The organism is Aquisphaera insulae, from assembly GCF_011064615.1.
In the GTDB taxonomy this organism is placed as follows: domain Bacteria; phylum Planctomycetota; class Planctomycetia; order Isosphaerales; family Isosphaeraceae; genus Aquisphaera; species Aquisphaera insulae.
Window position 1 is genome coordinate 1 of record NZ_JAALJH010000037.1, and the last position, 16,604, is coordinate 16,604.

Consider the following 16,604-nt stretch of genomic DNA (forward strand, 5'->3'; position numbering starts at 1 on the left):
CTGACAACGGGGAGGTGACGGACTACCCTGGATGGCCCTCGCCCGCGGCGGACGCGGGCGGATCTGGCAGGGGGGGCTGAGGTGACATCGACGATTCGGGGGCGGAGCCTTGTGCTGGCCGCGGGGATCCTCTGGAGCCTGGGCGGGCTCATGGCCAAGTCGCTGGACCTGGACGCGGTCGGCATCGCCCTGTATCGCAGCCTCTTCGCGGGACTCGCGCTGCTGCCGCTGGTCTCGCCGCGACGTTGGACCTTCCGGCCGGCGATGATCCCGCTGGGGATCGCCTTCGGGACCATGACCGGGTTCTACCTCGCGGCGATCAAGCTGACGACGGCGGCCAATGCGATCTACCTCCAGTACACGGCCACGTTCTGGGTCATCCCCCTGGGGATGCTCTTTCTCGGCGAGAGGCCATCCCGGCGAGCGGTCGCGGGCGTGGGCCTGGCCATGGTGGGGATCGCCATCATCGTGGCGAGGGGCTATGACGGCCGGCCCGACGAATGGAAAGGAGTGGCCCTGGGACTGGCCAGCGGCGTGAGCTTCGCCATCATCGCCACCGGCATGCGAGGGCTTCGAGAGCACGACCCGAGGTGGCTGAGCATCGTGTATAACATCCTCGGGGCCACCACCCTGGGCGTCTGGATGATCCTCTCCGGGCGGGGGATCCCCGTGCCCACGTTGGGACAGGCCGGCTTCCTCGCCGTCTTCGGCGTCGTTCAGATGGCCGTCCCCTACGTCCTCTTCGCCAGCGGCCTCCGGGACATCGGCGCGGCGGAGGCCGCCCTCATCGCACTGATCGAGCCGATCCTCACGCCGATCTGGGTCGCGCTGGTCCTCGGCGAGATCCCGGCGCCGGCCACGATGGTCGGCGGCCTCTTCCTCCTGCTGGGCATCCTCTGCCGGTACTCGCCGGGATGGAGGCGGGGCCGGGCCGATCCGACTAACGGCGGCCCGCCTGCATCCGTCGGGTCACGTCCGTCGCGCTGAACTCCGTCGGGTCGAAGTCGTCACCCAGCCATTCGCGAATCTCGGCGCGGCGTGAGCCCGTTGCTTCGACGATCTCATAGTATCCCCAGACCCCGCCGCAGTCCTCCGGCGGGCCGGCGAGGGCACCGGCGACGCATCGCGGATAGGCGGCGCCCGGCTCGGCCGCGACGCGGCCCTCGAAGACGATCTCGTGGCCCCACGAGTCGCCGAAGTCGTAGAGATACGAGAATCGCTGGCCCTTCTGCGTCAGGATGTCGCTGAGCTTCGCCTTCGAGGCATCGTCCGCCTCCTCGAGGACGTCCGGTTCGCCATAGTGACGGTCCCCAACACGAAACTCGTACAGATGCGAATTATCCCAGCCCATCGCGGCCTGGATCTGGTAATGGAGGTCCACAAGATTGGTGTTCTTGGTCTGGATCCGCCGCCAGATCGGCGGCTTCGTCCCCTTGAGCGTGATCTTGAGCTGGTAGACCTCCGCGGCACCGGCGGGCTCTCCCTTCGTCGGTCCCGCCGCCGCTCGGGCCTGGATCGCGGCCGGGATCCTGGATCGGCCGCGCTGGATTGAGATCCCCAGCGCTTGGCGAATTCGGGAGAGCAACGAGGCGCTGATCACGCCGGGATGCCCTGCCTTCACCCACCGGCGATTGATCTCCTCGAGATCGAGCTTCGCCTCCTGGGCCAGGAGATCGAGGAGGAATCTGGTTTTGGTCACGGGTTGGGCCGGCTGCTTCCGGGCCGGCTTCTTCTTCGCCGGCGGCGCGGTCCGCTTCGGCGAAAGAGCCGGTGAGACCGCAAGGGCCATGACGACGTCGGCGACGACCTGCGCGGCCATGTTCCGGGGGAGCTTGCGAGTCTTCTGGACGTGGCGGATGGCACCCTCGATTTCGCCGAGGCGGATCAGCGCGTAGAGCTGCATCTCCAGTTCGGATTCCAAACCTGGTTGCGCCGCCTGGAGCCATTCGACGCGGACCTTCCCTTCGGGGATACCGCAGGTGAGGATGCGCCGGCCGTCATCGGGGAAATGGGCCCGCTTGTACCGCACGAGTGCGTCCACCATCGCGGGAACATCCCGGGACCTGAACTCGTCCCAGAGGTTGGGACTCTCCCTCTCGAATGTCGCCAGGAGATCGCGATAGGTGTCGTCGCCTGCCTCCAGACCGATCGCTCGGTTCCATGCGACGTTGGCGAGCAGGGTCGCCACCTCCAAGGCGCCAATCGAGGGATCTCGCTCCGGGGCCTTCATCAGCACCTTGGCCATCTCGACCAGGATTTCGGACAGCTTTCGTTCCTGGGCCATGACGGTTTCCTATTCTTGCTCGTGGGAGCCTGAAATCCCGGGCGATGACGTTCCAGGATAACGCGCGGATAGGGGCTCTGCGCGACCCGAGCGGACGGGACGGGACCGTCCCGCCGGGGCCGGTCCCTGTCCCATTTTCTCCGCCACAGACTTGATTCGGGTCGGCTCCGGCGTTCAGGTTGGGAGAAAGCGACGGCATCGGAGCCTCCCCGGACGGAGGCGACGAACGAGGGAGAATCTCGCGGGAGCAAGACCATGATGTCATACCCAAGGATCGCAGGGTGGATGGCCACGACGATGCTCGTCGCCGCAACGGCGGTTGCAGGTGAGCCCCATTGGTTCCCCGTGCAGGCACCGGCCGCGGGGGTGGTGCGCACGGTCCTGGAGGGGGAGTATCCGGAACCGAACCGGGCGTACGCGATGCTCGTCCAGTCGGTTGCCGGGCTCGCGGCCCAGGCCGTGAACGAGCATCGGGGGGATGAGCTCGTCTGGGTCTCGACGACGAATCGCGACCTGGAGGACTGGTACGCCCGGATCCTCCGGAGGCCCGGGGCGCCCGCGGCCCGCGCCGAGGCTCTCGATCCATGGACACTCGTCGACCGCTTTCGCAAGGCGGGCATCGTCCACGGCTACGTGCTCTACCGCGCGGACGCTTCGAAGGGGGAGATCAACGAGCATCGACCCGGCCTGGACAATTCGGTGAACGTGGCCACGAGCCTGGCGGGCGTCCTCGGCGGCGTCCTCGTGGAGGAAGCCCTGGAGCCGGAGGCCCGACGTCGTGGCCTGGAACGGCTGGCCGACGCCCGCGACAGGACGCTGTCCTGGTGCTTCGAGACGTATCGCGACCGGTTCAACCGTCGGCTCCTCGTCTGCCAGGATCCCCGCAAGCCGAATGTCCGGGACCTCGCCATCGCGCAGAAGTGCTTCACGGCCTACGGCCCGGATTCGTCCGTCGAGGCCGCGATGAAGTGGATGGAGCCCCTTTCCGGGGTCATCGGCTGGAACGGCGGCGACGAATTCGAGACGACGCGGCTTTCCACCGTCCACGGCCAGTTCCAGACCGCGACCGACTGGTGCATGAACCTCCCGGTCCTGATGGCCGGCTCGTCGGCGTCGCCTTCGCCCGGCGTGGAACCCTTCGACCCGTCGTCGATCGACTGGAAGGACGACCGGGGCGCGGTCAGCTTCGTCATGACCGACGGGGATAACGTGCAATGGTACGAAGGGGGCTTTTTCGGCGGCCCCTCTTACTGGTCGAGCCCCGCCCGCGGCAAGATCGCCTTCGGCTGGTCCTGCCCGTTCGCCCACCTCGCGCAGCTCGGCCCGGTGTTGATCGACCGCGCCCGCGAGCAACGCGGGCCGAACGACTCCTTCCTCGAATGGGGGGGAGGCTACTACTATCCCGACCTCTTCGCCCGGGATCGGCCCGACCGCTGGGGCCTGCTCGCCGAGCACGCCAGACGGACCACGCAGCTCATGCAACGGACCGGGACTCGCCTCATCGGGTTCAACGTCAGCGACATCGATTCGCCCGATGCCATCCGGTCGTACCAGGCCATCGCCGGTGCCTCGCGCGGCCTGGCCGCGATCCTGGCGTTCGAATACAACCCGTACGAAGGGGGCGCGGGCCGGGTCTGGTGGGTGAGGGATGCCGACGGGGTCGAGATCCCCGTCATCTCCACCCGCTATTCGATCTGGGAGCACTACCCGGCCGGCCGATCCGGCGGCACGCCCGCGAAGGTGGCCCGGCTGATCCGAGAGTCCGACGCCGCCGCGGCCGCGGCGAAGGAGGCCCCTCGCCTCGACTGGGTCATCGTCCACGCCTGGTCCTACTTCCGCCACGCCCCCGGATCGGATGAGTCCGCCGAGGAGATGCCCCAGGATGAGGGGCCCTCCCGCGGCGTCCGCGGGTATGTCCCCGCCACCTGGTGCGCCGAGCGGCTTCCGGAGTCGATCCGCGTCATCGCGCCGGAGGAGCTCGCCTGGCGGATCCGGATGCGACACGACCCGGCGGCGACCCGGAAGGCGATTCAGGCGTTCCGACACTGACCGGCGAGATCCGGTGTCCTTACTCCGCGTCGGCGCTGATGATCTCCCCGCCGCGTCGCGAGAGGTAAGCGGCGAACGTGTGAAGGTCCATGGTCTGCTTGAGGAACCGCACCGAGCCGTCGGCCATGCCGAAGTTCGCGCCGTTGGGGTGATAGGAGTGGAACTCCTGGCCGAAGTCGCAGCCGAGCAGGCCGTCGCGCGCGTCGCCCTTCACGACCTGGCAGGAGCCGAAGGTCCCGACCGCGGACGAGCTGTAGTGCGCGTTCAGCGGGGCGCTCTGGTCGAACAGGTTCTTGTGCCCCATCCAGAGCCCATGGAGGGCATTGGGGGCCTCGCCCAGGACGACGGTGTAGGAAAGCCCGTCGGTGACCTGGGTGAGCGGAATGTTCGGGTCGGTGAGCATCATGATGACCCCCCTCCCCTCGCCTCCGCTGTAGTAGTTGTTCTGGCAGTTCGTCTGGGGATAGCAACGGATCACGCGGTCGCCGTAATTGCCGCCGTAGTCGTTCCGGGCGAAGAGGACGGTGGAACCGGGCATGTCACCGTCGGGCCGGTCGTTGTCCGAATTCGGGTCGCTCGGGCAGAGGAAGGCCCTGATCCGCGTCTGGGCGGCGGTCGAATTCTCGGGCTCGATGTACCACTTCGACTGGTTGACGGCGTTGTAGACGGGCGACTCCTCCATGTAGGCCAGGATCGCCGTGCCCCAGCTCTGGATCCGCGTCTTGTTGGCGGCCGGCGTGTTCACCGTGGTCGTGGTGACCGAACCTCCGGTCCCCCCCTTGGGGAACACATTGTGGACGGCGATGTAGTTGTGCACCGCCAGGCCCATCTGCTTCAGGTTGTTGACGCACTGGATGCGTCGGGCGGCCTCGCGTGCGGCCTGGACGGCCGGGAGCAGGAGGGCGATGAGCACCGCGATGATCGCGATCACCACCAGCAGCTCGATCAGCGTGAACGCGCGGCGATGGGCACGACGAGGGGCGAAGGGCTGTGCCAAGGGAAGCTCCTGGATCGAGTCGGCTCGGACCGGGTGGGTCGGCGTCTCGGCCGCCCTCCGGCGCGCTCGATTCAGGCGTGACCTGACCTCGGAGCTCGCGCGGACGCTCGCGGCCGAGGCGTCTCGACGTGGCGCACAATGGGCAGGTCTTCTGGCTCTCGGCTCATCGCGGCACCCGGACGACCTTCCCGCCTGGCGGCAGTGGTATTCCTGTCCGTTGCCTGGCCGAATACAGCGGCGGCCCCGCGCCGGCTTCTCACCGGCTTCCCTATTCTCCCGCCGTCGGCCGCGAAGGCCGACGCGGGCACCCATCGTTCCATGTTATGTTAGCCCATCCTCGCGACGTTCCACAAGGAAGAATCCGGATGAGGCCGCGCCCGTGGATCGGCCGTCGGCCCTCTCCGTTCCTCCGGATCTCGCTCCAACGGAGGGACCCAGGATGCCGCCCGTCATCTATCTCGCCGACCGCCGAATGCCGTCGTTCGACGCGGATCGCCAGCTCGTGGACGTGGCCTGCGCCGGCGACAGCATCACCGGCTGGAACAACTTCGGGACGGCCGGGGTCTGGCCTTATCGCACTTACCCGGAGTTCCTCGGGCGGCTCTCCGAGCCGTTCGGGCTTACCGTCGGCAACGGCGGCATCGCCGGCGAGGTCAGCCCGAACGGCATCGGCCAGGTGAGAGATTACCTGCGGCTCTTCCCGAATGCCCGGTCGTTCGTGATCGGGTATGGTACGAACGACCTGGGGATGTGGCCCGACGTGGAGTCGACCAGCCCCGGGATCATCGAGAATCTCGGCCGCATGGTCGACTCGGTCCGCGAGGCCGGCAAGCGGCCGTTGCTCCTGAACGTGCCTCCCGCGAACGGGTCGATGTTCCCGCGGGCGGTCGCCGAGCGGTTGCGCGTCGACCGTGCTTACCACAACGCGCGTCTGGCGGCGTACTGCCACGAGCGGGGAATCCCGCTCGTGGACCTCACGTCGGCACTCCAGGACGAGCACTTCGGCGACGAGTTGCACCCGAACGATGACGGGGCGAGGATCATCGCCGCCGAGGTCTTCCGCGTCCTTCGGGCGGCCCCGGAGGGTGGGTGACCGGGGCACTCGATGAAGCCGCGGCGAGCGATGCCCGCGATGACCTGCGGGCGTGGGCACAAAGCGGACTCGAGGGGAAGCCCCCCGGGGCGGATAGGGCGACACGATGCCGCGGCGCGGATTCGGGAGGGCCCGGGAGCGATCGGACTTGCTATACTCGCCCCGGGCCGGCGTGCCGGATGTCCCCGCCCCCGCGCCGGCGTCTCTCAAGATTCTCGTGGATGAGCAAGCATGGATACGCGAGATGGATTCGACCCGCCCCGGTTCGACGAATGGCGGCCAGGTCATCCGGTCGGGCCGCTCGCTCAAGGGGAATTGCGGGTCCTCGTCGCGAGGCTGGCATGCGATGCGACCGACGACGAGAACTTCGAGCCGGAGCGGTTCCCGGACTGGGCGATCCTCGATGACATCGAGCGGGCACGAGCCCTGCGATTCGTGCGGCATCGAGACCGTCGCCGATTCGCGGCCTGCCGCGGGGCCCTCCGGAGGACCCTCGGGGAATGGCTCGAATTGCCGCCCGAAGATGTCGCCTTCGCCGCGGGGACGGGGGGGAAGCCGGTGCTGGCGGCGGGGCTGGACCCGATCCCGGGAAGGCCGCTGCATTTCAACGTCTCGCACTCGGGCGAGCTTGCCCTGATCGCGGCCTGCCGGGGGAGGGACCTCGGCGTGGACATCGAGCAGGAGCGACCGATCCGCGAGGCGAGGCGGATCGTCGAGTCGTACTTCACGCCCGCCGAGCTGGCAGAATTCGCGGCGCTCGACGATCCGGCCCTGGAACTCGCCTTCCTCCGCGGCTGGACCCGCAAGGAGGCCATCCTCAAGGCCATCGGCGTCGGGCTCGCGGGCCTGGCGACCGGCTACGAGACCATGTTCGGCGACGCCCCCCTGACCCCCGCCTTCCGCCCGGCCAGCCCCCGGCCCCGGGTGCACGGCTGGGACCTCTGGGAAGCGAGGCCCCGGCCCGGCTACATCGCGGCCCTGGCCGTGGGAGCGGGAATGACGGGCTAGGCACTCTGTGCCTCCGCGGTTGGTTCCTTTAGACTTGGATGCCATGGAGATCCTCTTCCTCGCCCTCATTGTCCTGTTCATCTACGCCCTGATCCGGCTGATGGTCTCGTTCGGATCGATCTGGCAGGGGGCGAGGTTCCGGGCCTATCGGCAGCTCGCCGCGAGGTATCAGGGGCGGTATGAGAGCCGGGGGCTCAGCGATCCGCCCACGGTCAGCTTCACGCATCATGGGACCCTGGTGCGCGTGGGGCTGGCGCCGACGATCCCCGGGCAGTCGAGCATCCCCCGGACGCGGGTCGTGGCCCGGTTCCCCCGGGGGATCCCGTTCCGGCTCGAGCTCGCGCCGGTCAGCCGCCCCGCGCCGGCCCAGGCTCCCAAGGGGACGCGGCTGGTCCGGTCGGGGAGCTCGCTCTTCGACCATGATTTCCTCGTCCAGGCGAACGACGCCGAGATGGCCCGGGACTTCCTGAACGAGGATGTGCGCGAGGCCATCGGCACGATTTCCAGGCTGGTCCACCAGGGGGGGATGCTCGTCTCGATCAACCCCGAGCGGCTGCTCGTCCAGGTGGATCGGAACCTCGGCCAGACGGGAGAGGCCCTGATCCGGGCGGTCCGCGAGGCACTCGTGATCCACGACGGGCTCCAGCAGGGGGTCCGCCGGAGGATGTCCGAGGGGATCTCGATCGTGAACGCCGGGACGGACGAGCAGGCGGACGGCCCGCCGCTGTGCAAGGTCTGCGGCGAGCCCATCGAGGAGGACGCCGGGGCCGTGGCCTGCACCAAGTGCGAGACCCCCCATCATCGCGATTGCTGGGAATATGTCGGCTCCTGCTCGATCTACGGCTGCGGCTGCAAGTTCGCCCGCCCCGTGGGCGGGGCCAGGCGCTGAGCGTCCGCCAGGGGCCACCACGGCCGGCCCGTGATCCGCTCGACGACCCGGATCGCGGAGATCGCCACGGCCATCGTCCCCTGGCCCGGGAAGACCGAATCGCCCACGACCCACAGGCCCGGCCCCAGGACGTCGGATCCGACCGCCAGCGCGTTGCTGTTCCATCGAGAGACCGGCGCCCCGCCGACGGCCCCGCCGGTCCGCCGCGTGTAGCGCCGGAAGCTCCGGGGCGAGGCGAACTCCTCGTGGATCAGGGCACCCGGTGCATCCGGGAGGGCCCGCGCCAGGGCGGCCAGGAGCCGGTCACGGAACTGCGACTTCCTGGCGGCGTAGGCGGCACCATCCAGGTCCTTCCATCCCGCCAGCTCGGTGTGCGTGGACATCGTGACGATGCGCGCCCTGGGCGGGCCGTAGCCCTCGTCGCCCGCCGGCGAGAGCGAGACCAGGATGTTGTTGCCGTCGTGGATCGGCGCGTCGTAGTCGCGGAGGACCTGGTGGAAGAGGGGCGAATCGTCGGGGATCGCCGCGCGGTCGATGGCCAGATACCCCGTGAAGGCACCCCAGACCGCCCGCGATTTCCGCTCGGCGCGGGCCAGCGGCCCCTCCAGATCACGGCCGAGCAGTCGGGCTGCCAGGTCGAGCGGCAAGTTGAACACGACCTCCCTCGCGGTCAGGCGATGGCGCCGACGGGTCACGACGACGAACTCCCGAGAGCCGTCACGGGACTCGACCCGATCCACGAGCGTGCCCGTGTGCAACACTCCCCCCTGCTCCGCGAATCGTCGGCCCAGGCCCTCGGCCAGCGCCCGCATGCCGCCGCGCGGCCGTCGCATGCCCAGGCGATAGGCGTGCAGGCAGGCCGCGGCATTGGCGAACGGCACGGTCTCCGGGCCGGCCTGGGCGGTGTCCTGGAGGAGCATCGCCAGGAACGATCGGAACGGGAGATCCGCTTCCAGGCCGAGAATCCGCAGCATCTGCCGGACCGTGATCGCGGCGGTCGAGGCCGCGGTGACGCCCGAGAGGCCCAGGATCTTCAGGTCGTGCCAGAGATCCCCCGCCGATCGCGCAGGCAGCCTCGGCACCCGGCCCGCGGCCCGGAAGAGCCGGCCGCCGACGAACGCCTGGAGATCCCAGAAGATCCTCCGCCTGTCTGCCCGGGTCGGCCCGAAGGCCGCGGCGTCGCGGGCGAGGAACTCGGCGGCGTCCGGGACGATCTCGATCGACCGGTCGGGGAGATGGACGCGATAGCCCGACGCGGGGACCGTCTCGAAATCGAGGCCGACCCTCGCCAGCAGGTCGCCCAGCGGCTCGCCCGGCCCCAGCCCCATGAGCGCCGTGGCCCCGGCGTCGAAGGTGAACGGCCCGCGGCCAAAATACCCCGCGCAGCCACCGAGCTTCGTATGGGCCTCGAGCAGCGCGGTCGTCAGCCCCATCCTCTGGGCCAGGGCGGCCGTCGCCAGCCCGCCGACCCCGCCGCCGATGACCAGCAGGTCGTAGATCACGCGGCCGCCTCCCGCTTCTTCAACGCGTGCGCTCCCTTCTCCTGGTTGTTGTAGGCGCCGGCCGGCAGGTCGCGGCGGTCCCGTCGGATTCTCGTCACGCTCGGTATCTGATAGACTCAATCCGATCGAAACGCGACGTCCACTCTGCCGGCGAGCGATCTTGGAGAAGACAGGATGGCGAAGTTCGTGAAGATGGCGACCCTGGAAGAGCTGCCGGTCGGAGGAGCGAAGGAGGTCGAGTTCGAGGGTCGCATCTATGCCCTCTTCAACGTGGACGGTGAGATCAAGGCGATCGACGGGATCTGCCCTCACCAGGGGGGGCCGCTCGCCGATGGTCCCTTGCAGGGTACGAAGGTCGGTTGTCCCTGGCATGGCTGGCAGTTCGACGTCTGCACGGGGCAGAGCCCCCTGGGCCCCAAGATCAAGATCCCGGTCTTCGGGGTGAAGGTGGATGGGGAGGATGTCTACGTCGACGTTCCGTGAGCCGGCGCCCTCGGCTCCCCGGATTGACCCGCCCGATGGAGGTCGTCGCGAGCGAGAGACGTGATCCGCTACCGAACCTTCCGCAACGGTGATCCGCCGGCCCTGGTCCGGCTCTGGAACGCGACGGTTCCGGAACGGGGGGCCGTGCGTCCGCTCAAGGTGCACGAGCTCGACGATCGCGCCTTCAACCCCCCGGTCTTCGAACGGTCGGGCCTCATTGTGGCGGAGGAGGACGACCGGGTCGTCGGATTCGTCCATGCGGGATTCGGCCCGGGGTTGCCCATCGACTCGGCGCGTCCGCTGGGGCTCGATCGGGAGATGGGGATGATCGCCATGCTGGCCGTGGAGCCGGGCCTCCCGGCGGAGCTTGACGTGGCCCGGGCGCTGGTGCTCGAGGGGGAGCGTTATCTCCGATCGCGGGGGGCGATGGTCCTCTACGCGGGGGGGCAGTTCCCGCTCAATCCGTTCTACTGGGGGATCTACGGCGGCTCGGAAGGCTCCGGATTTCTGGCCTCTCATCCGATGGTCCCGCAGGTCCTGGCCGGGATGGGGTACGAGCCGATCGGAGTGACCGCCTGCCTGGAATACGACGTGGGCGCGGCGGCCCGCCGTGACCCGCGGGGTGTCTTGATTCGGCGTCAGGCCGAGCTCGAGATCATCGAGGACGTCCCGGCCGCCGAATGGTGGTCGGAGCTGGCGATCGGCGAGTTCCACCTCGCAAGGGTCTCGCTGCGGTCGCGAGCCGACGGGGCGATCCTGGCCCGTGCTTCCACCTGGGACATGAGCCTGTTCGGCCGCGGGGACGGCCGCGGTCGACTTGGACTCCTTGACGTTTTCGTCCCGGAGCCGCATCGCCGCAAGGGATTCGGCCGGCACCTCGTTTCCGAGATCCTCCGCTGGGCGCAGGAGATCGGCGTCCAGGCCGTGGAGGTCCAGACGCCGTCCACCAACGAATCGGCCCTGGAGCTCTACCAGTCGCTCGGATTCATCCCCGTGGACCAGTCCGTCGTCTACCGGCTGCCGGCTCGGTTGCTGGAGCGGTCGGCCCTTCCCTGACGGGCTAGAATACCAGCAGGACAGCCTGACCTTGCGAGGACCGGCCGTTCTGGTATCCATCCGATGTGGCTCGGACCGGTCCGGTCCGGAGGCCCGCGGCTGACAGCACGAGGTGAGTCTCATGGGACGTCCCCGCAATCGGCTGGAACTTCGCGCGGAGGCCGAGGCGGCCGAGGCACTCGGTCTGAACTCGGGAGACGACAAAGGCCGCAGGCGCCCCGGTCGGTCGGCCGACGAGCCCCCCCAGCTTCGCTCCAAGCCGATCGCCGGCCCGAAGATGCGCGTGGTCTGGGCCGTCTGCGACATGGGGGGGCGGACCGTCGCCACCTTCGATTACGTCGACAAGGCCGATGCCGAGGCGAAGGCCGCGGAGCTCAAGGCCCGCGGCAAGGGGGCGCACTTCGTCCGGTCCGTCAAGGAGCCGATGGGGAGTGGCGGCGGCGGCAATCGCTGAGGTCAGCCGGCCTCAGCGGACTCGCGACGGTCCCGGCTCCTGCCACTGGTAGACCCAGGTATATGTGGTGTACTCGGTCTCCGGCGGCTCGCCGACGATCTTGCCATTCTTCGATCCATCCTCGGATTCGCCGCAGCGGCAGGTCAGCCGCAGCCCGGAGTGGAAGAAGACGGGGTCGTCGTCGTGGAATCGGTAAGCCGAGAGTGTCCGGGCCTTCGGGTCCAGGTGAGTCATCCCGGCCAGGTCGTTGGCGTACCGGCCGCGATTGAAGTAATAGGTGCCCAGGAAATAGTCCTCCAGGCCCGAGGAGAGGAGCATCGGCTCCTCGGCGTGATCGACGTAGGCCCGCATGCAGGCTTCCATGAAGCTCAGGTTCTTCCAGTCCCCGGTCTCGCGAAGTCCCCGCGCGGCGATCGTGACCTGATACAGAGCCCCGGCCCCCTCGATCTTGCAGAGGCTGAACTCCTCGATGGGCTTCGCCACGTACCTCTCGAGCTTGTGGAGCTTCAACCGGGCATCGTCCGGGAGGCGGACGCCGGCGATCGTCGCCGGGAGGTTCTCGGTGCCGCGGACGATCCACCAGAAGGCGGACGACGTGGGCGAGCCCCTGTCGCGCTGGGCCGTCACCCGGACCGACTTGCCGAAGGGGATTCGGTACGTGTTGTAGACCCCGCTGGGATGGCCCGTCTTGCCCAGCTTCCGGCCTCCCCAGGGTGCTGCGGGCTCGCCGAACGCATAGCCGTGGCCCAGCCCGAGCTCCATGTCGATCGAGGCAGCCTGTTCGCCATCGACGTAGACGCGAATCCGAGTCTTCTCGTAGCCGGGCCAGTCGCCGCCGAACCACATGTGGGTCAGGCAGCCCTTGCCCTCGTGCCGGAGCAACTCCGCCTCCTTGTAGCCGTCCAGGGCCGGCGAGCCCTTGCCGATGGAGGAAAATGTCTTCAGGGCCGCCGTGTCGTCGGCGACGGCCGCGATGGGAGCGGCCAGGATGGCCAGGGCCAGGAGTGGCAGGCGGGCGAGCCGCGGACGAGTCATGGCGCGAACCTCGAGGCGGGTCTTGGAGTCGGCGGGAAGGATCTCCGGCGGGACCGAAGCATGCATCGTTCTCCATCCGCGGGATGAAATCAAGGGCCTCATGAATCCGACCTTCCCCGACCTGTTCTCGGGTCATGCCAGCCTCTACGAGGCGCATCGCCCGACGTACCCACCGGAGCTCTTCGGGTTTCTGGCGGAGATCGTCTCTTCTCATGATCTGGCCTGGGATTGCGCCACGGGGAACGGGCAGGCGGCGATTGACCTGGCGGGTTATTTCGACCGGGTCATCGCCACCGACGCGAGCGACCGCCAGCTTTCGGCGGCCCCTGCCCATCCGAGGGTCGATTACCTGAAGGCTCGGGCCGAGGTAACTCCCCTGCGAGACGCCTCGGTCGACCTGGTGACGGTGGCCCTGGCGCTCCACTGGTTCGACGTCGACCGGTTCTACGAGGAAGTGCGCCGGGTCGTCCGACTCGGCGGTGTGCTGGCCTGCTGGACGTACAGCTTGCAGCGGGTGAGCCCGGCCGTGGATGCGGTCCTGAGGCGATTCTATGCCGAGGTGCTGGGGCCGTACTGGGCTCCCCAGATCCGCCACGTCGATTCCGGCTATCAGACGCTGCCATTCCCTTTCGAGGGGATTGACGCGCCTCGGTTCCAGATCGTCCGCCAATGGGAACTGGAGCGGTATCTGGCCTGCGTGGACACCTGGTCGGCTTCTCAGGCCTATCGTCGTGCCAACGGCCGCGACCCCCGCGACGAGATCGGCGACGAGCTGAAAGCCGCCTGGGGCATCGCCGACGCGATGCGAGAAGTCACCTGGGATCTGAACTTGCTGGTCGGCCGGCTGAGCTGACCGGGCCTTCGTCTTGACGCTTCCGCTCCGTTTGGTAGGTTTTGGTTGCATGGAATTGTCTTGTGCTCTGGAATCATCATGGATGTTGAGGTGGCCAATGAGTGGGGCATCAACGCGTTCCTGGTCGTGCATGGCGTCCGTCGCCATCGCGGTTGCCTTCTGGTGCGTTCCAGCTTCCCTGGCGAGCTCGAAGACGGCCACGATCACTTATGAGACATCGGGTGTGATCGACCCATTCAATGGGACGGGCAATCCGGTCGTCAGCTTCCGCGGGGTGGACGGCGGCACGCTAACGACGCCCACGCCGACCGAGAGGGGGAAGTTCTCGTTCCCGGTCCCCGATGGGCACGGCACGGACGTCCGGCTGGGCGAGTTCGTGGTCACCTTGCCCACGACGGGTACGACGGAATTCAAGAGCACGCCATTCACCATCACCTTCAAGGTCGATTCCGTGGACGGGCAGGCCCCCGGGGCGGAGACGAAGGACATGGTGCTACAGGGCTTCCTGAGCGGTTTCGTCAATGGCTCGGGAGATTCCAATCTCAGGGCTATCTTCGGGGTCATGGACATCGGCGAGGGTTACTTTCCCCGCTTTTCGGCGGGCGGATTCATCACCGACGGGCTTGTCCACGGGATGACAATCCCGGATTACACGGTCCAGATCGCCCCCGCCAATTCCAGGAATGGAGTCACCCCCGTCAGCGGCGTGCTCGTGAGCGCGGAGTCGGTTGCCGAGCCGTCCACGATGGCGGCCTTCGTGGCCGTCGCTGGCTTCCTCTGGGGTCGATCCCGCTGGAAGCGGGCTTGAACTTGCGCGAACCCGGCGGCCCGGTCGCCGGTCTGAATGGCCTCGGTGCGGGTTGTCCCGGGCGTAAGCCTTTTGGTACAATCCTCTGCTTCCGACGCTCTTTCCCGGACCCCACGCCCCTCGGGGCGGAATGACGAGGACGAACGTGTCTGCCATCGACGATCGCCAGGCTGCGGCTCAGGTGAAAGCGAGACCCACGACGGGGGCCGATGTCCTGGTCGAATCGCTGGTACGGCATGGCGTTGAGGTCATCTTCGCCTATCCCGGCGGGGCGAGCATCCCGTTGCATCAGGCCCTGACCCGATATCGGGACCGGATCCGGACGATCCTCCCGCGGCACGAGCAGGGGGGCATCTTCGCCGCCGAGGGTTACGCGCGGGTGACCGGCAAGCCGGGCGTCGTGATGGCCACCTCCGGGCCGGGCGCGCTCAACCTGGTGACCGGACTGGCCGACGCGAAGCTCGACTCGATCCCCCTGGTCGCGATCACCGGCCAGGTCCCGACCCACGTCATCGGCACCGACGCCTTCCAGGAAACGCCGATGATCGAGGTCTGCCGGGCCATCACCAAGCACCATTACCTGGTGCAGAGCGCGAAGGACGTCGCCCGGATCGTGAAGGAGGCGTTCCACATCGCCAACACGGGCCGGCCCGGCCCGGTGCTGATCGACATCCCCAAGGATATTCAGAACACCCTGGTGCCCAGGCCGGACTACGACCCGCCGATGGACCTGCCCGGCTACCGCCTGCCGCCGGCCCCCTCGCCCGAGAAGATCCGCGACGTGCTCGCGATGATCAAGGCGAGTCAGAGGCCGGTGATCTACTGCGGCGGCGGGATCCTGGCGTCGAACGCGTACGAGTCGCTCCGCGAATTCGCGGAGAAGGCCGGGATCCCGGTGGCCATGACCGTGCACGGCCTGGGGGCGATGCCCAGCGAGCATTACCTGTCGCTGGGGATGCTCGGCATGCACGGGACCGTCTACGCGAATTACGCGGTGAACGAGGCCGACCTGCTGCTGGCCGTCGGCGTCCGGTTCGACGACCGCGTGACGGGCAAACTCGCGGAGTTCGCCAAGCACGGCAAGATCGTCCACGTGGACATCGACGCCTCGGAGATCAACAAGAACAAGACCGCCCAGATCGCCCTGAATACCGACGCCAAGGCGTTCCTCGACGCCATCACCCCGCTGGCGACCGCCGGCGATTTCCGGGCCTGGCACAAGCAGATCGACGAGTGGAAGGCCACCGAGCCGATGGCCTACGACCAGCGCGACGACGTGATCCTGCCGCAGTACGTGATCGAGCAGTTCTCCGCCCTGACCAGGGGCGAGTTCCTGATGGCGACGGGCGTGGGCCAGCACCAGATGTGGGCCGCCCAGTGGACCCGGTTCAACAGGCCCCGGACCTGGATCACCTCCGGGGGGCTGGGGTCGATGGGCTACGGCCTGCCGGCCGCGATGGGGGCGCAGGCCGCGTTCCCGGACGCCCTGGTGGTGGACATCGATGGCGACGGCAGCTTCCTGATGAATATCCAGGAGCTGGCGACGGTCTACTGCGAGAAGCTGCCGGTGAAGGTCATCGTCCTGAACAACCAGCACCTCGGGATGGTCGTCCAGTGGGAGGACCGATTCCACGAGGGGAATCGGGCCCACACCTACCTCGGCCCGGTCCATCTCCCGGAGGCGATCGGCCAGGGGGAAGGCGAGCTGCCGGAGTACATCTATCCGGATTTCGTCGAGATCGCCCGCGGGTTCGGCATCGCCTCGCGCCAGGTCCGGCAGAAGTCCGAGGTGGTCGACGCCCTCAAGGAGATGATCGCCCACCCCGGGCCGTACGTCCTGGACGTCCTGATCCCTTACCAGGAGCACGTCCTGCCGATGATCCCCGCGGGGGGGACGGTTCGGGACATCATCAAGAGCTGAGGCCCGCTCGACGCCTCGGTTTGCCGGAATCGCGGATGGCCCACGGGGCCGGCCCGTGGTAGAATACGGCCTGTCCCGGGGGACGTGCGGGGAAGACTCGCACGGACCCCGGCCCGGCTTGCTTCGCCCCGGCCGTTCCGGCCGGCTCTCCGACGAATAGATCGGCCCTTGC

General features: G+C 68.2%; 15 protein-coding genes and 1 riboswitch. Of the genes, 11 read left to right on the plus strand and 4 right to left on the minus strand.

Going from position 1 to position 16,604, the window contains the following annotated elements; all coding sequences use genetic code 11:
* Positions 1-81: 81 nt before the first annotated feature.
* Entirely contained in the window at positions 82-987 is a 906-nt protein-coding gene (locus tag G6O54_RS19225) for a DMT family transporter (RefSeq protein WP_250846982.1), read from the plus strand.
* On the opposite strand, the gene G6O54_RS19230 is transcribed toward G6O54_RS19225, so the two are convergent.
* Positions 941-2,284, minus strand: a complete 1,344-nt coding sequence (locus tag G6O54_RS19230) for a plasmid pRiA4b ORF-3 family protein (protein WP_165227286.1) — start codon at positions 2,282-2,284, stop codon at positions 941-943. The genes G6O54_RS19225 and G6O54_RS19230 overlap by 47 nt on opposite strands.
* 285 nt (positions 2,285-2,569) lie before the next feature.
* On the opposite strand from G6O54_RS19230, the gene G6O54_RS19235 reads away from it, so the two are divergent.
* Positions 2,570-4,333 carry a GxGYxYP domain-containing protein gene (locus tag G6O54_RS19235; RefSeq protein ID WP_165227287.1) on the plus strand — a complete coding sequence of 588 codons (1,764 nt, stop codon included), beginning with the start codon at positions 2,570-2,572 and terminating at the stop codon, positions 4,331-4,333.
* 19 nt (positions 4,334-4,352) lie between these two features.
* Here G6O54_RS19235 and G6O54_RS19240 read toward each other — a convergent pair whose 3' ends face one another.
* Positions 4,353-5,330 (minus strand): DUF1559 domain-containing protein, encoded by a 978-nt coding sequence (locus G6O54_RS19240; RefSeq protein WP_165227288.1) that lies wholly within the window; start codon positions 5,328-5,330, stop codon positions 4,353-4,355.
* 124 nt (positions 5,331-5,454) lie between these two features.
* Positions 5,455-5,657: riboswitch (cobalamin riboswitch) on the minus strand.
* 112 nt (positions 5,658-5,769) lie between these two features.
* On the opposite strand from G6O54_RS19240, the gene G6O54_RS19245 reads away from it, so the two are divergent.
* From G6O54_RS19245 to G6O54_RS19255, 3 genes are all read left to right on the plus strand, one after another.
* A complete protein-coding gene (locus G6O54_RS19245; protein WP_165227289.1) occupies positions 5,770-6,423 on the plus strand; it encodes an SGNH/GDSL hydrolase family protein in 654 nt (217 codons plus the stop codon).
* A gap of 231 nt (positions 6,424-6,654) precedes the next feature.
* Positions 6,655-7,431: a 4'-phosphopantetheinyl transferase family protein gene (locus G6O54_RS19250; RefSeq protein ID WP_165227290.1), complete on the plus strand. Its 777-nt coding sequence runs from the start codon at positions 6,655-6,657 to the stop codon at positions 7,429-7,431.
* Between the two features lie 43 nt (positions 7,432-7,474).
* Positions 7,475-8,320 (plus strand): RING finger protein, encoded by an 846-nt coding sequence (locus G6O54_RS19255; protein WP_165227291.1) that lies wholly within the window; start codon positions 7,475-7,477, stop codon positions 8,318-8,320.
* Here the strand turns inward: G6O54_RS19255 and G6O54_RS19260 are convergent.
* Positions 8,269-9,822 carry a phytoene desaturase family protein gene (locus G6O54_RS19260; protein ID WP_165227292.1) on the minus strand — a complete coding sequence of 518 codons (1,554 nt, stop codon included), beginning with the start codon at positions 9,820-9,822 and terminating at the stop codon, positions 8,269-8,271. The genes G6O54_RS19255 and G6O54_RS19260 overlap by 52 nt on opposite strands.
* Before the next feature lie 174 nt (positions 9,823-9,996).
* Here G6O54_RS19260 and G6O54_RS19265 point away from each other — a divergent pair, with 174 nt between their 5' ends.
* From G6O54_RS19265 to G6O54_RS19275, 3 genes are all read left to right on the plus strand, one after another.
* Positions 9,997-10,305: a Rieske (2Fe-2S) protein gene (locus G6O54_RS19265; RefSeq protein WP_165227293.1), complete on the plus strand. Its 309-nt coding sequence runs from the start codon at positions 9,997-9,999 to the stop codon at positions 10,303-10,305.
* 60 nt (positions 10,306-10,365) lie between these two features.
* Positions 10,366-11,361 (plus strand): GNAT family N-acetyltransferase, encoded by a 996-nt coding sequence (locus tag G6O54_RS19270; protein WP_165227294.1) that lies wholly within the window; start codon positions 10,366-10,368, stop codon positions 11,359-11,361.
* 121 nt (positions 11,362-11,482) lie between these two features.
* Positions 11,483-11,815 (plus strand): hypothetical protein, encoded by a 333-nt coding sequence (locus tag G6O54_RS19275; protein ID WP_165227295.1) that lies wholly within the window; start codon positions 11,483-11,485, stop codon positions 11,813-11,815.
* A 12-nt stretch (positions 11,816-11,827) separates the two neighbouring features.
* Here G6O54_RS19275 and G6O54_RS19280 read toward each other — a convergent pair whose 3' ends face one another.
* Positions 11,828-12,916, minus strand: a complete 1,089-nt coding sequence (locus G6O54_RS19280; protein ID WP_165227296.1) for a DUF2961 domain-containing protein — start codon at positions 12,914-12,916, stop codon at positions 11,828-11,830.
* Between the two features lie 34 nt (positions 12,917-12,950).
* On the opposite strand from G6O54_RS19280, the gene G6O54_RS19285 reads away from it, so the two are divergent.
* The 3 genes from G6O54_RS19285 to ilvB all read left to right on the plus strand — a co-directional run bounded on the left by G6O54_RS19285 (position 12,951) and on the right by ilvB (position 16,432).
* Positions 12,951-13,703 (plus strand): class I SAM-dependent methyltransferase, encoded by a 753-nt coding sequence (locus G6O54_RS19285; RefSeq protein WP_165227297.1) that lies wholly within the window; start codon positions 12,951-12,953, stop codon positions 13,701-13,703.
* A gap of 223 nt (positions 13,704-13,926) precedes the next feature.
* Complete coding sequence (locus G6O54_RS19290) at positions 13,927-14,511, plus strand: hypothetical protein (protein ID WP_165227298.1); 585 nt, start codon at positions 13,927-13,929, stop codon at positions 14,509-14,511.
* Positions 14,512-14,641: 130 nt separating this feature from the next.
* The gene (gene ilvB, locus G6O54_RS19295) at positions 14,642-16,432 is read left to right on the plus strand and encodes a biosynthetic-type acetolactate synthase large subunit (RefSeq protein WP_439650261.1); all 1,791 of its coding nucleotides are present in this window, start codon (positions 14,642-14,644) and stop codon (positions 16,430-16,432) included.
* Positions 16,433-16,604 lie beyond the last annotated feature (172 nt).